This is a genomic window from Streptomyces sp. NPDC052079 (assembly GCF_040680275.1).
GTDB lineage: Bacteria > Actinomycetota > Actinomycetes > Streptomycetales > Streptomycetaceae > Streptomyces.
Genome location: NZ_JBFAWL010000022.1, coordinates 61,867 through 76,083, shown reverse-complemented (window position 1 = coordinate 76,083; position 14,217 = coordinate 61,867). Strand labels below are relative to the sequence as shown.

At 71.2% G+C, this 14,217-nt stretch carries 14 protein-coding genes; 10 read left to right on the top strand and 4 right to left on the bottom strand.

Annotated features, from left to right (window positions below; translation table 11 throughout):
* Window positions 1-41: 41 nt before the first annotated feature.
* Entirely contained in the window at window positions 42-1,310 is a 1,269-nt protein-coding gene (tyrS, locus tag AB0L56_RS26075; RefSeq protein ID WP_365427098.1) for a tyrosine--tRNA ligase, read from the top strand.
* A 71-nt stretch (window positions 1,311-1,381) separates the two neighbouring features.
* On the opposite strand, the gene AB0L56_RS26070 is transcribed toward tyrS, so the two are convergent.
* Window positions 1,382-1,666 carry a GlsB/YeaQ/YmgE family stress response membrane protein gene (locus tag AB0L56_RS26070; protein WP_361035266.1) on the bottom strand — a complete coding sequence of 95 codons (285 nt, stop codon included), beginning with the start codon at window positions 1,664-1,666 and terminating at the stop codon, window positions 1,382-1,384.
* A 245-nt stretch (window positions 1,667-1,911) separates the two neighbouring features.
* Between AB0L56_RS26070 and AB0L56_RS26065 the strand changes: the two genes are divergently transcribed.
* Both AB0L56_RS26065 and AB0L56_RS26060 read left to right on the top strand, forming a co-directional pair.
* Window positions 1,912-2,310 (top strand): DUF3099 domain-containing protein, encoded by a 399-nt coding sequence (locus tag AB0L56_RS26065; RefSeq protein ID WP_365427095.1) that lies wholly within the window; start codon window positions 1,912-1,914, stop codon window positions 2,308-2,310.
* Between the two features lie 224 nt (window positions 2,311-2,534).
* Entirely contained in the window at window positions 2,535-2,756 is a 222-nt protein-coding gene (locus tag AB0L56_RS26060) for a hypothetical protein (RefSeq protein ID WP_361035366.1), read from the top strand.
* A gap of 17 nt (window positions 2,757-2,773) precedes the next feature.
* Here the strand turns inward: AB0L56_RS26060 and moaA are convergent, their stop codons facing one another.
* The 3 genes from moaA to AB0L56_RS26045 form a co-directional block, all read right to left on the bottom strand.
* Window positions 2,774-3,763, bottom strand: a complete 990-nt coding sequence (gene moaA / locus AB0L56_RS26055) for a GTP 3',8-cyclase MoaA (RefSeq protein WP_365427092.1) — start codon at window positions 3,761-3,763, stop codon at window positions 2,774-2,776.
* Between the two features lie 158 nt (window positions 3,764-3,921).
* Window positions 3,922-5,550 (bottom strand): cation acetate symporter, encoded by a 1,629-nt coding sequence (locus tag AB0L56_RS26050; RefSeq protein ID WP_361035257.1) that lies wholly within the window; start codon window positions 5,548-5,550, stop codon window positions 3,922-3,924.
* Window positions 5,547-5,903: a DUF485 domain-containing protein gene (locus tag AB0L56_RS26045; RefSeq protein ID WP_361035254.1), complete on the bottom strand. Its 357-nt coding sequence runs from the start codon at window positions 5,901-5,903 to the stop codon at window positions 5,547-5,549. The genes AB0L56_RS26050 and AB0L56_RS26045 overlap by 4 nt, the downstream gene beginning before the upstream one ends.
* A 265-nt stretch (window positions 5,904-6,168) precedes the next feature.
* Between AB0L56_RS26045 and AB0L56_RS26040 the strand changes: the two genes are divergently transcribed.
* The 7 genes from AB0L56_RS26040 to AB0L56_RS26010 all read left to right on the top strand — a co-directional run bounded on the left by AB0L56_RS26040 (window position 6,169) and on the right by AB0L56_RS26010 (window position 14,132).
* The gene (locus tag AB0L56_RS26040) at window positions 6,169-7,698 is read left to right on the top strand and encodes a S8 family serine peptidase (RefSeq protein ID WP_365427088.1); all 1,530 of its coding nucleotides are present in this window, start codon (window positions 6,169-6,171) and stop codon (window positions 7,696-7,698) included.
* Window positions 7,699-7,757: 59 nt separating this feature from the next.
* On the top strand, window positions 7,758-9,290 hold the full coding sequence (locus AB0L56_RS26035; protein WP_365427085.1) for a S8 family serine peptidase: 1,533 nt from the start codon (window positions 7,758-7,760) through the stop codon (window positions 9,288-9,290).
* A gap of 115 nt (window positions 9,291-9,405) precedes the next feature.
* Window positions 9,406-10,776: a CoA transferase gene (locus tag AB0L56_RS26030; RefSeq protein WP_365427082.1), complete on the top strand. Its 1,371-nt coding sequence runs from the start codon at window positions 9,406-9,408 to the stop codon at window positions 10,774-10,776.
* Window positions 10,777-10,966: 190 nt separating this feature from the next.
* Window positions 10,967-11,884, top strand: coding sequence for a CopD family protein (locus tag AB0L56_RS26025; protein WP_365427167.1), 918 nt, complete (start codon window positions 10,967-10,969; stop codon window positions 11,882-11,884).
* Between the two features lie 118 nt (window positions 11,885-12,002).
* Window positions 12,003-12,992: a DEDDh family exonuclease gene (locus AB0L56_RS26020; RefSeq protein WP_361035242.1), complete on the top strand. Its 990-nt coding sequence runs from the start codon at window positions 12,003-12,005 to the stop codon at window positions 12,990-12,992.
* 63 nt (window positions 12,993-13,055) lie between these two features.
* A complete protein-coding gene (locus AB0L56_RS26015) occupies window positions 13,056-13,289 on the top strand; it encodes a hypothetical protein (protein ID WP_361035240.1) in 234 nt (77 codons plus the stop codon).
* Window positions 13,290-13,340: 51 nt separating this feature from the next.
* Window positions 13,341-14,132, top strand: a complete 792-nt coding sequence (locus AB0L56_RS26010) for an SURF1 family protein (protein WP_365427078.1) — start codon at window positions 13,341-13,343, stop codon at window positions 14,130-14,132.
* Window positions 14,133-14,217 lie beyond the last annotated feature (85 nt).

The window sequence follows — 14,217 nt, the reverse complement described above, 5'->3', positions numbered from 1 at the left end:
TCACCCGACCGGCCGACGATCATCGAGGAGACACGAGAACCGTGACGGACATCGTCGACGAGCTGAAGTGGCGCGGGCTGTTCGCCCAGTCCACTGACGAGGACGCTTTGCGCAAGGCGCTCGCGGACGGTCCCGTCACGTTCTATTGCGGCTTCGACCCGACCGCGCCATCGCTGCACGTGGGGCATCTGGTGCAGGTGCTCACCGTGCGCCGGCTCCAGCAGGCCGGGCACCGGCCGCTGGCGCTGGTCGGCGGGGCCACGGGGCAGATCGGCGACCCGCGCCCGACGGCCGAGCGCACGCTGAACTCGCCGGAGACGGTCGCGGGCTGGGTGGAGCGGCTGCGCGGCCAGATCGAGCCGTTCCTGTCCTTCGAGGGCGAGAACGCGGCCGTCATGGTGAACAACCTCGACTGGACCGCGAACCTGTCCGCGATCGAGTTCCTGCGGGACATCGGCAAGCATTTCCGCGTCAACAAGATGCTGACCAAGGACTCGGTCGCCCGGCGTCTGGAGTCCTCCGAGGGCATCAGCTACACGGAGTTCAGCTACCAGCTGCTCCAGGCGATGGACTTCCTGCAGCTGTACCGGCGCTACGGCTGCACGCTGCAGCAGGGCGGCAGCGACCAGTGGGGCAACCTCACGGCCGGTCTCGACCTGCTGCACCGGCTGGAGCCGGACGCGTCCGTCCACGCCTTCGCGACGCCGCTGATGACGAAGGCGGACGGCACCAAGTTCGGCAAGACGGAGGGCGGGGCCGTCTGGCTGGACCCGGAGATGACGACGCCGTACGCGTTCTACCAGTTCTGGCTGAACGTGGACGACCGGGACATCTCGGGTTACATGCGGATTCTCTCCTTCAAGTCCCGCGAGGAGCTGGAGGAGCTGGAGCGGCAGACCGAGGAGCGGCCGCAGGCCCGGGCCGCGCAGCGCGCGCTGGCGGAGGAGCTGACGACGCTGGTGCACGGCGCCGACCAGACGGCCGCCGTGATCGCCGCGTCCAAGGCGCTCTTCGGCCAGGGCGAACTCAGCGAGCTGGACGACCGGACGCTGGCGGCGGCGCTCTCCGAGGTGCCGCACGTCCGGGTGGCCGAGCTCGGCCCGGTCGTCGATCTGTTCGCCGAGGTCGGTCTGGTTGCGAGCAAGTCGGCCGCGCGGCGCACGGTGAAGGAGGGCGGCGCCTACGTGAACAACGTGAAGGTCACCGCCGAGGACGCCGTGCCGGCGAAGGAGGACCTGCTGCACGGGCGCTGGCTGGTGCTGCGCCGGGGCAAGAAGAACCTGGCCGCGGTGGAGGTCACGGGCGGCTGAGCGAGGGCTGGTTCAGGGGCGGTTTCCGGCGGGCGCCGGAGGCCGCCCTTCGTCGGCGGCGGGCCGGGGGATCAGGTCCGCTGCCGTTCGTACTTTCTGCGCTGCCTCGCGTTGTACAGCATTTCCGCGAACAGGACGATGACGATGGCGGCGCCCAGCTGGAAGATGTGCCGGCCCCAGTCGATGCCGCGCGTCTCCTCGATGCCGAAGCCCCGCGCTATGGCGTTGCCGATGACGGCACCGATCATGCCGCAGATGGTGGCCAGCCACAGCGGGAGGTGCTGCTTGCCGGGGATCACCGCCTTGGCGAGAAGACCGAGCACGAAACCCACGATGATCGCCCACAGCCAGCCCATGGATGCCTCCTAGTACGGCTTCACTCGAGCCTTGCGACCAGTGTCGGACGAGAAGCGGTACGCCGCATGTCGGCCGGCACGTACGTGCGACGGCGCAGGCGGTGCGGCCGGGAGGAGGGGCGACCCGGGCTCGTGGCCCGGGTGGGGGCGGCGTACCGTGGACGTGTCCGGGCCCGAGTTCCCCGACCGGGTCGCGGGGGCGGTCAGGGCGGGAACGGTCCTCTGCGGGCGGAGGGTGGAATGTGATGCGGAAGCAGCGTGGCGGCGGCAGCGTCCAGGTGTTCCGGATCACCGGAGCCCGGACGGGCCTCCAGGAAGATGTGCGCGGGCGGCAGCGCCGGTATGTGATCTCGATGGTCATCCGTACGATCTCGGTCATCCTCGCGGCGACCCTGTGGAACGTGGAACGGCATGTGGCGATCGTCGCGCTGGTGCTCGGAGCGGTCCTGCCGTACATCGCGGTGGTGATCGCCAACGCCGGGCGCGAGAACGCGCCGTCGCTGCCGTCGACCTTTGTGACGACGCCGATGAAGCCGACGATCGGACCGGGGCGGACGAATGACGGTTCCGCGGAACCCGATGCGGAAGATGCGGCGTCGGAGCGCGTGCCGGGCGCACGAACGGAGCGGCCCGAGCGGTCGTGAAGATCGGGGCGTGAGGGGAAACGACGCCGAGCGGAAGGCATTTCCCCGCCAAGCTCAAGAAAACCTCAGATCAATCATGTGCTTCCGGTGCCGGGGCCGGGGTGACCCGTGACATACTGCGTACGCGCTCCGCATCCCCCGTCGGAGCGACGGACCGACGCCGGGCAGCTCCCCCCGTGGCTGCTCGGCGTCGCCTTTTCCCACCGGGTTAGGGTCGGTGTGTGATGCTCCCCGATCCTGAGACGCCGATCTGTTCCGCCAAGGGCTGCCGTGCCGCAGCGGTCCATGTACTGGCGTGGAACAACCCCAAGATCCACACTCCCGAGCGCCGCAAGACCTGGCTCGCCTGCGAGGAGCACCGGGAGCATCTGTCGCAGTTCCTGGGGGTGCGCGGCTTCCTGAAGGAGGTTGTTCCCCTGGAGGAGTGGGAAGCGCGAGGCGTCTGAACGGCCTGGCCGCCGATCTAGCCGCCGATCGCGGACATCGGGCGGTCCGGCTGGACGAAGCCGGGGTCGTCCAGGCCCGCGCCCGCCTTCTTGCCCCACATGGCGAGTTTCCAGATGCGGGCGATCTCCTCGTCGGGGGCGTCGGAGCGCAGGGCCGCGCGCAGGTCCGTCTCCTCGGTGGCGAACAGACATGTGCGGACCTGGCCGTCGGCGGTGAGGCGGGTGCGGTCGCACGCGGCGCAGAACGGGCGGGTGACGGAGGCGATCACCCCGACCCGGTGCGGGCCGCCGTCCACCAGCCAGCGCTCGGCCGGTGCGGAGCCGCGCGCCTCGCCGCCTTCGGGGGTCAGCTCGAAGCGGGTGCGCAGGGAGGTCAGGATGTCCCCGGCGGTGATCATGCCGTCCCGCTTCCAGCCGTGCTGGGCGTCGAGGGGCATCTGTTCGATGAAGCGCAGCTCGTAGTCGTGCTCCACGGCCCAGGCCAGGAGGTCGGGGGCCTCGTCGTCGTTGAGCCCCGGCATCAGGACCGAGTTGACCTTGACGGGGGTCAGGCCGGCCTCGCGGGCCGCGTGGAGGCCGTCGATGACGTCCCGGTGGCGGTCGCGGCGGGTGAGCGTCTTGAAGACGTCGGGACGGAGGGTGTCCAGGGAGACGTTGACCCGGTCCAGGCCCGCCGACTTCAGGGCGGCCGCGGTGCGCCGCAGGCCGATGCCGTTGGTGGTGAGGGACATCTGCGGGCGGGGCTCCAGGGCGGCGACCCGCTCGACGATGCCGACCAGGCCGGGGCGGAGCAGGGGCTCGCCGCCGGTGAAGCGGACCTCCTCGATACCGAGGGAGGTGACGGCGACGCCGATGAGGCGGACGATCTCGTCGTCGGTCAGCAGGTCGGGCTTGGCCAGCCACTGCAGCCCCTCCTCGGGCATGCAGTAGGTGCAGCGCAGATTGCACCGGTCGGTCAGCGAGACCCTCAGGTCGGTGGCCACTCGGCCGTAGGTGTCGATGAGCACGTGGGCCCCCTCCCTCGACGCGAATCAGTCCTGTCTCGTACCAGTGAGCCTACGTGACGCCACCGACAACCCACATCGACCCGATGTCACGAGATGCCAACGGCCGCGTCGTAGGGACCTACAAGGTCCGTACGACGCGGCCGTCCGGGGCGGGTGGATCAGTGGGCGCCGGTGCCGGTCAGGGACCGGACCTCCAGCTCCGCGTACTTCTTGGCGTCCGGCTCCTCCTTGGACAGGACGGTGCCGAGCCAGCCCATCAGGAAGCCGAACGGGATGGAGATGACGCCCGGGTTCTTCAGCGGGAACCAGGCGAAGTCGACGTCCGGGAACATCGCCTTGGGGTCACCGGAGACCACGGGCGAGAAGAGCACCAGGCCGACGGCGACGATGAGGCCGCCGTAGATCGACCACAGGGCGCCCTGGGTGGTGAACCGTTTCCAGAACAGGCTGTAGAGGATGGTCGGCAGGTTGGCGGACGCGGCGACCGCGAAGGCCAGCGCGACCAGACCGGCCACGTTGAGGTCGCGGGCGAGGGCGCCGAGCGCGATGGAGACGACGCCGATGAGGACGGTCGCCCAGCGGGCCGCCTTCATCTCCTCCTTCTCAGTGGCCTGCCCCTTGCGGATGACGTTGGCGTAGATGTCGTGCGCGAAGGAGGACGACGAGGCCAGCGTGAGTCCGGCGACCACGGCGAGGATCGTCGCGAAGGCGACCGCCGAGATGGTGGCGAGCAGGATCGCGCCCCACGCCGAGTCGACGCCGCCCAGGTGCAGGGCCAGCAGCGGCGCGGCCGTGTTCCCGGACGGGTTGGACGCGATGATCTCGTCCTGTGAGATCAGTGCGGCGGCGCCGAAGCCGAGGGCGATGGTCATGAGGTAGAAGCCGCCGATGATGCCGATGGCCCAGTTCACGGACTTACGGGCGGCCTTGGCGTTGGGCACCGTGTAGAAGCGGATCAGGATGTGCGGCAGACCGGCGGTGCCGAGCACCAGGGCGATGCCGAGAGAGATGAAGTCCAGCTTGGTGGTGCCGTCGGCGCCGTACTGGAGGCCGGGCTCGAGGAAGGCGTCGCCCTTGCCGCTGTTCTCGGCGGCGCTGCCCAGCAGATCGGAGATGTTGAAGTTGAACTTCAGCAGCACCAGGAACGTAATGAGGATCGTGCCGCCGATGAGCAGCACGGCCTTGACCATCTGGACCCAGGTGGTGCCCTTCATGCCGCCGATGGAGACGTACACGATCATCAGGACACCGACGAGCGCGACGATGAGGATCTTGCCGGCGTCGGAGGTGATGCCGAGCAGCAGCGAGACGAGGACGCCCGCACCCGCCATCTGGGCCAGCAGGTAGAAGATCGACACGACGATGGTGGAGGTGCCTGCGGCGGTGCGCACCGGGCGCTGGCGCATGCGGTAGGCGAGGACGTCGCCCATCGTGTAGCGGCCGGAGTTCCGCAGCGGCTCGGCGACCAGGAGGAGGGCGACGAGCCAGGCGACCAGGAAGCCGATGGAGTACAGGAAGCCGTCGTAGCCGAAGAGGGCGATGGCGCCCGCGATACCGAGGAAGGACGCGGCCGACATGTAGTCGCCGGAGACCGCGAGTCCGTTCTGGAAGGCGCTGAACTGGCGTCCGCCGGCGTAGAAGTCCGCGGCGTCCTTGGTCTGCCGGCCCGCCCAGACGGTGATGCCGAGGGTGGCGAGGACGAACAGGGCGAACAAGGTGATGATCAGGGCCCGGTGTTCGCTCGCCTCGTTGGCGGCGAGGGTGACATGGGTGATCGACGGGCTCATGCGCCGCCCTCCATACGGGTCTTGATGGCCTCGGCCTTGGGGTCGAGCTTGGCGGCGGCGTGCCGGGAGTACCACCACGCGATGAGGAACGTGGTGGCGAACTGCAGGACGCCGAAGACGAAGGCGACGTTGATGTTGCCGAACAGCTTGGCGCCCATGAAGCCGCCCGCGTAGTTGGAGAGCAGGACGTACAGCAGGTACCAGATGATGAAGGCGATGGTCAGCGGGAAGGCGAACGAGCGGTGGGAACGGCGCAGTTCACCGAACTCAGCGCTCTCCTGCACCTCGGTGAACTCCTCGGGCGTGGGGAGTTTGTGTTGTTCTGTCGAGGGGGGCGGTGCTTCGGCGGCCACGGAGTCTCCTCGCGTTGCTGTGGTTCGGGCGGGGACGAAAGGCGAGTCTGCTCGCCCTTCCTGCCCAAGGGCACGGCGCCACGCGAAGACCGGTTCAACTGCCGGCGTTTCTTTTCCGCAGCCGTTTTCCGAAGACGTTTCCGGCAAATGATTGCTGGCCAGCGAGCGCGCGGGATAGCTTCACCCTGCACTACCCGTCATGTACCTGCCCGAGCACCACCCTGGGTCTCGGGCCGGTTTCGTTTCCGGATGATGTGGAGACCCCATGGCTCATCTGCGTTCCAGACGCCGGCTCGCCCTCGCCGTGCCCGTCGTGCTGTCCCTGACCGCCTCGCTCGGCTTCCTGCCGACGGCGGCGTCGGCGGCCCCGCAGACGGTGTCGGAGGAGCAGGCGACGGACGCGCCCGCCCTGGCGTACGTCGTCAACACCAAGGCGGACGGCCGCACGATCGCCTCCGTCAAGCGGGCGATCGCCGCGGCCGACGGGACCGTCGTGGTCTCGTACGACAGGATCGGCGTCATCGTCGTCCACTCGGCCAACCCCGGTTTCGCCGAGGAGATCCGCGGGGCGCGGGGCGTGCAGTCGGCCGGCGCCACCCGCACCGCGCCGCTGACCCGCGCCGGGACGACGGACGAGGGCGCCGCCGACTATGTGACGGCCGCCGAGGCCGCGCGGACGAAGGCCGCCTCCGCGGACGTTCCCGGCAGCGAGCCGCTCGAGGCCGACCAGTGGGACCTGCGGGCGATAGGCGCCGACAAGGCCGCGAAGATCAACCCGGGCAGCAGCAAGGTGACCGTCGCCGTGATCGACACCGGCGTCGACGACACCCACCCCGACCTCGCCCCGAACTTCTCCGCCGCCCAGTCGGCCAACTGCGTCGGCGGCAAGGCGGACACCAGCGAGGGCGCCTGGCGGCCCTACACGGACGACGACTACCACGGCACCCATGTGGCCGGTGAGATCGCCGCGGCCCGCAACGGCATCGGCGTCGCCGGTGTCGCGCCCGGCGTCAAGGTGGCCGGCATCAAGGTCAGCGACCCGGACAACGGTCTCTTCTACCCGGAGAACGTCGTCTGCGCGTTCGTGTTCGCCGCCGACCACGGCGTGGAGATCACGAACAACAGCTACTACGTGGACCCGTGGCTGTACAACTGCATGGACGACCCCGACCAGCGGGCGATCGTCGACGCGGTCAACCGGGCCCAGCTGTACGCGCAGCGCAAGGGCACCCTGCATCTGGCCTCGGCCGGCAACTCCAACCACGACCTGGCCTCCGACGCGATCGTCGACGACTCCAGCCCCAACGACACCACGCCGGTGACGCGCACCATCGACCCCAGCGAATGCTTCGACGTGCCGACCCAGCTGCCGGGCATCGTCACGGTCAGCGCCACGGGTGTGCACAACCTCAAGTCGTACTACTCCACGTACGGCAAGGGCGTTGTGGACATCGCGGCGCCGGGCGGCGACCGCCGCTACCAGTTGCCGGACACCCCGTCCAAGGACGGCCGCATCCTTTCCACCATGCCGAACGGCGAGTACGCCTTCCTGCAGGGCACCTCGATGGCCTCGCCGCACGCGGCCGGTGTCGCCGCGCTGCTGAAGTCCAAGCACCCGTGGGCCTCCCCCGCGATGCTGCAGGGGCTCCTGAAGGCACAGGCGAACAATCCGGGCTGCCCCGAGTCGTACGACCAGGACGGCGACGGGACGCAGGACGCGACGTGCGAGGGCGGCGACCGGGTCAACGGTTTCTACGGCTTCGGCATCGTCGACGCGCTGCGCGCCGTCAAGTGAGCGCGCGCTCCCACGGTTCCCGCCCTTTGCTCCGCAACAGTGAACGAACTGGAGACTTCATGACAGCGCCTCACCCGCGCCATCGCCGCGCGCTGGTCGTCCCGGCCGGGATGGCCATGGCGACCGCGCTCGCGTTCCTGCCGAACACCGCGGCCACCGCCGCCCCGGCCGACGGGCGTCCGGCCGCGGCCACCGCGGACGCCGGCTCGCTCAGCTATGTGGTCAACGTCCGCGGCGGGCACGGGGCGCCGGCGCATGTGAAGCAGGCGATCGCCAAGGCCGGCGGCACGATCGTGACGTCGTACGACAGGATCGGCGTCATCGTCGTCCACTCCTCGAACGCCGACTTCGCGAAGACCGTCCGCAAGGTGCCCGGTGTGGAGTCGGCGGGTGCCACCCGCAACGCTCCGCTGCCGTCGGCGGCCACCACGGACATGGGAGCCCCGAAGGTGCTCAGCGCCTCCGAGGCCGCCGAGGCGCAGGCGGAGGCCGTCGAGGGGCAGGACCCGCTGCAGGGCCTGCAGTGGGACCTGCCCGCCATCAAGGCGGACCAGGCGCACGAGAAGTCGCTGGGCAGTGCGAAGGTCACCGTCGCCGTCATCGACACCGGTGTGGACGACACCCACCCGGACCTCGCGCCCAACTTCGACCGGGACGCGTCGGTCAACTGTGTGTCGGGCAAGCCGGACACGAGCGACGGCGCCTGGCGGCCGGGCGCGGGCGAGAGCCCGCACGGCACACATGTCGCCGGTGAGATCGCCGCCGCGAAGAACGGCGTCGGCATGACCGGTGTCGCTCCCGGGGTGAAGGTCTCGGGCATCAAGGTGTCCAACCCGGACGGGTACTTCTACACCGAGGCCGTGGTGTGCGGCTTCATGTGGGCGGCCGAGCACGGGGTCGACGTCACCAACAACAGCTATTACACCGACCCCTGGTACTTCAACTGCAAGGACGACCCGGACCAGAAGGCGCTCCTCGAGGCGGTCACCCGGGCCACGCGGTACGCGGAGCGCAAGGGCGCGGTCAACGTGGCCGCGGCCGGCAACGAGAACTACGACCTCGCGGCCGACGAGATCACCGACCCGGTGTCCCCGAACGACGGCACCCCGTCGGACCGGGTGATCGACCCCACCGAGTGCCTCGACATGCCGACCCAGCTGCCGGGTGTGGTGACGGTCGCGGCGACCGGCGCAAAGGGGCTGAAGTCGTCCTTCTCCAACTACGGACGGGGCGTTGTCGACATCGCCGCGCCCGGCGGCGACTCCACGGCCTACCAGAGGCCCGCCCCGCCCGCCACCAGCGGTCTGATCCTGGGCACGCTGCCCGGCGGCAAGTGGGGCTACATGGCGGGTACGTCGATGGCGTCCCCCCATGTCGCGGGCGTGGCCGCGCTGATCAAGTCGACGCACCCCTACGCCCCGCCGGCGATGGTGAAGGCGCTGCTGTACGCGGAGGCCGACGCCACCGCGTGCACGGACCCGTACGACATCAACGGCGACGGCAAGGTCGACGCGGTGTGCGAGGGCCCGAAGAACCGCAACGGCTTCTACGGCTGGGGCACCGCCGACGCGCTGGACGCGGTGACGCGGTAGTTCTGCGGGAGTACGGAGAGCGGAGGGCCGGGCGGATGCGCCCGGCCCTTCCGCTGTCCGGTGCGCCCGGCCGATCCCACTGTATTGATCGAGTCAATACTGCATAGTGTCAGTCATGAGCGACATGACATCCGTCTGGTCCGCCCTGGGCGGCGATCCCGCCCTTCTGCGCCGTGTGTCGGCCGTCGAACGACCCGGTGTGCTGCGGGCCCGGCTGCCGGTGCGGGAGGCGGCGCGTGCCTGTGTGGGCGCCTGCGCGCTGGCCGCCGCCGAGCTCGGGGCACGGCGCGCGGGCGGGGAGGTGCCGGCGGTGCGGGTGGACGACGGGGCGGTGGCGGCGGCGTTCACCGGCGAGCGGCATCTGCGGGTCGACGGGCGGGCGCCGGAGACCTTCGCCCCGCTGTCGCGGTTCTGGCGCACGGCCGACGGGTGGGTGCGCACGCACGCCAACTATCCCCACCACCGGGCCCGGTTGCTGACCGCGCTCGGCGTGGCGGAGGACCCGGCCGCGGTGGCGGCGGCGCTCGCGGAACGCTCCGCGCGGGAGGTGGAGGAGACGGTGTTCACGGCGGGAGGCCTCGCCGTCGCCGTGCGTACGCCCGAGGAGTGGGTTGCGCACGGCCAGGGCGCGGCGCTGCGGGCCCGTCCCCTGGTGGAGCGCGCGCGCCTGGACCGGTCCCCCGCGCGGGCGTTCACCCCGCTGGGCCGGGATCCGCTGTTGCCGGCCGCGGGGCTGCGGGTGCTGGACCTGACCCGGGTCATCGCGGGACCGGTCGCCACCCGCACGCTCGCCCTGCTCGGCGCGGACGTCCTGCGCCTGGACTCCCCCGGGCTGCCCGAACTTCCCGACCAGCACGCCGACACCGGCTTCGGGAAGCGGTCGGCGCTGCTGGACCTCGGCGCGGACCGGGACACCTTCGAGGAGCTGCTCGCGGCGGCGGACGTGGTGGTCACCGGATACCGTCCGGGCGCCCTGGACCGCTTCGGGCTGACCGCGCGGGAGCTGGCCGGGCGGCGCCCGGGGGTGGTGGTGGCCGAACTGTCGGCGTGGGGAGGGGACGGACCCTGGGGCGGCCGGCGCGGCTTCGACAGTCTGGTGCAGGCGGCCACGGGCATCGCCGCGGCCGAAGGGACCCGGGGGCAGCCGGGTGCGCTGCCGGCGCAGGCGCTCGACCACGGCACGGGGTACCTGCTGGCGGCCGGTGTGCTGCGGGCGCTCACCGAGCAGACGGAGGAGGGCGGGAGCAGGCTCGTACGGGTGGCACTGGCGCGGACGGCGGGGTGGCTGCTGGAGGCGGCGGACCGCGCGGGCGCCGTGGACGGACCGGATGCCGGTGAGGTGGCCCCGGAGGCCTGGCTGACCGAGACGGACGGCCCGCTGGGCAGGCTGCGTCATGCCCGGCCGGCGGTGACGTTCGACGGCGGCCCGCGTGACTGGGCGCGACCGCCGGGCAGTTGGGGAGCGGATCCGGCGCGATGGCGGTGACGCCGTGACGCGGTGACGCGCGCGGAGACAACCGGAAGGGCAAAGTTCACATTCCGCCCGTCACTTGCCCAGAAGTGTGTGATCTTGTGAAGATCCTGGGGTGACGCTGACCAAACCCAGGGCCGGGAGGACCGGTACGCACAGGGGCTTCAGGCGCCCGGGCGCCGGGCGGGCCACTGCCGTACTCGTACTGGTGGCGCTGGGCGCGCTGATACCGCTCCTCGGCCCGTCCCCGGCGCTGCACGGCACCGGGGAGGCCGACGCGCCCGGCACCGGCGGCATAGCCCTGCTGCGCACGGTGCTGTTCGCGGCGCTGTCCATACCCGTCGGCGAACTCTTCGTGCGACGGCTGGCCCGCTCCGTGCCCGGCGCTCCGGACACGCTGCCCCACGGCTGGTCCACGGCCGCGAACATCGCCGGTTTCGTGGCCGCCCTCGGACTCGCCTCCGTCGTGGCCACCGGCAACCTGGTGCCCGGCAGCCTGGCCGACATCGACGTCGGCGGCCTCTACGACTCCCGGGACGGCAAACTCGCCCTGCTGGAGGTCAACGGCTTCCTCGCGGCGGCCCTGTGCGCCGCGTCCGGACGCCCCGGCACGCAGGTGTGGCCCCTGGCCGCGATCGTCGTCGCGGAGGCACTGCGCGCCCACCCGACCACCGAGTACAGCCCGATGATCGGCTCCGGGCTGACGGTGATTCACCTGACCTGCGCGTCGCTCTGGGTGGGCGGACTGGTGTACGTACTGCGCACGCTGACGGTGTTGCAGAACGCGCAGGCGGGCGCCGCCCTGCTGGGCCGCTACGCGCGTGTGGCGGCCGGGCTGCTCGCCGCCATCACCGCGACCGGCGTGTGCAGTTCGCTGCGCCGGATGCCGTCGGAGACGATCCTGGAGCAGCTGACGGACACGGCGTACGGACGTGTGCTGCTCGCCAAGGTGATCCTCATGGTGGGCGTCGCCGCGTTCGCGCTGTGGGCCCGGATCCGGCTGGCCCGCGCGGCCGACCCGCTGAGCGCGAACTCACCCGCGCGGGCGGAGGTGTACCTGCTCGCCCTCGTGGTCGCGGTGTCGGGACTGCTGACGGCGCTGCCGGTGCCGATCCGCTGGTGACCGGGTGCCGATGAGCGGACCCCGCACCCTTCCGGACATGTCCGATATCCGAACGGGCGGCCCGTGCGGGGCACCTGACGGACAGCAGTGTCAGTCGGGGCCCGTATCCTCATGAACCATGCTCGAAGACCTCACCGCAACCGCCTCCTCCCCCACCGCGTGGCCGGCCGCGTATCCCCAGGGATACGCGGTCGTTGACGTGGAGACCACGGGGCTGGCCCGGGACGACCGCATCATCTCCGCGGCCGTCTACCGGCTGGACGCGCGCGGCGAGGTCGAGGACCACTGGTACACGGTGGTCAACCCGGAGCGGGACCCGGGCCCGGTGTGGATCCACGGTCTGACGAGCGACGTACTCGAAGGGGCGCCTCTCTTCGGGGACATCGCCGCGGAGTTCGCGACCCGGCTGGAGGGCCGGGTGCTGGTGGCGCACAACGCGGTCTTCGACTGGCAGATGATCGCCCGGGAGTACGCCCGCGCGCGCGGCGAGGCGCCGGTGAAGCAGCGGCTGTGCACCATCGCCCTCTCCAAGGAGCTGAAGCTTCCGCTGCCCAACCACAAGCTGGAGTCGCTCGCCGCGCACTTCGGTGTCGTACAGCGGCGGGCGCACCACGCGCTGGACGACGCACGCGTGCTGGCGGAGGCGTTCCGGCCCAGCCTGCTGGCCGCGGCCGCGGGGGGCGTACGGCTGCCGCTGCACGAGTGCCGGCCGCTGACCGAGTGGACGGACCGGCCCCGCATCGGGCAGCAGGCGGGTCCCGGGGGCTACCGGCCGGCCAGTTGGCGCCCCTCCCGCAAACGGCCCGCGTGCCCCTATCCCAACCCCGGGCGCTACGAGCCGGGCAAGCGCCTCAAGCAGGGGATGCGGGTGGCGTTCTCCGGGGACACCTCTATCGAGCGGGACCTGCTGGAGGACCGCGCGACCGAGGCGGGCCTGCATGTGGCCTCCAGTCTGTCCCGGCTGACGAGCCTGCTCGTCACCAACGATCCGGACTCGGGCACGTCCAAGGTGGTCAAGGCCCGGCAGTACGGCACCCCGGTCGTCGACGAGGCGGCGTTCGGCCAGCTGCTCGGGGACGTGGAGCCGGCGGACCGTACGGACGGGTGATTGGCGGGCGACTCGCCCGCCGCCCGCTCGCCCCCGCCGGGCCGACGGCTCACGCTGTGGCGCATGGCGACATGCGAAGTTTGCGGCAACAGTTACGGAATGACCTTCGAGGTGCACGCGCAGGGCGCGGCGCATGTCTTCGACTGCTTCTCCTGTGCGATCCACCGCATGGCCCCGGTCTGCGAGCGCTGCGGGGTGCAGATCCTCAACCAGGGCGTGGAGGCGGAGGGCCACTGGTACTGCGGCGCCCACTGCGCCCGCGCGGCGGGAAAGGAAGGGATCGTCGACCGGGTGTGAAGGGACGTACCCGCCTGAATGCACCCCGCGGCCGGGTTGTACCGTCGTGGGGTGTACCGCTTCCTGTTGTCCCGCCAATGGGTGATCATCACACTGGTCGCCCTCCTTCTCATCCCCACGATGATCTGGCTGGGCACCTGGCAGATGGACCGCCACGGGGAGCGCTCCGCGCGGAACCAGCTGGTCGCCGACGCACTGGCCGCCGATCCGGTGCCCGTGCAGCAGCTCGCCGCGCCGGGGGACGCCGTGACCCGCGCGGAGCGGTACCGCACCGTGACCGCCCAGGGGCGCTTCGACACGGATGACGAGGTCGTCGTGCGCCGCCGCACCAACGCCGCCGACAAGGTCGGCTTCCATGTCCTCACCCCCTTCGTGCTCGACGACGGCAGGGTGCTGCTCGTCAACCGGGGCTGGGTCCCCGCGGACGGGGCGAGCCCGACCGCATTCCCCGAGGTCCCCGCGCCGCCGCGCGGCGAGATCACCATCAAGGGCCGGCTCATGCCCGACGAGACGACCGAGGCGAGCGGCATCAAGAACCTCGAGGGCCTGCCCGACCGGCAGATCATGCTGATCAACAGCGACCAGGAGGCGGAGCGCCTCGGCGCCCGGGTGCTCGGCGGCTATGTGGCGCAGACGGCGCCCCAGCCGGAGAGCGGCACCCCGGAACCGCTCGGGGACCCGGGCAAGGAGAACGCGGCCCTGAACCTCGCGTACGCCGTACAGTGGTGGCTGTTCGCGGCGGCCGTGCCGGCCGGCTGGGTCGTCCTGGCCCGCAGGGAGGCCCGGGAGCGCGCGGCGGACGGGACAGCGGACGCCGAGGAGACGGAGCCGGCGGCGGTGTAGCCGGTCCCGGAGACACGATTAGTGGCCGGGAACGACCGGTGCGTGCGGTGACCTGCGCCGCCCTCCCGGTGCACGGCGTTCTGTG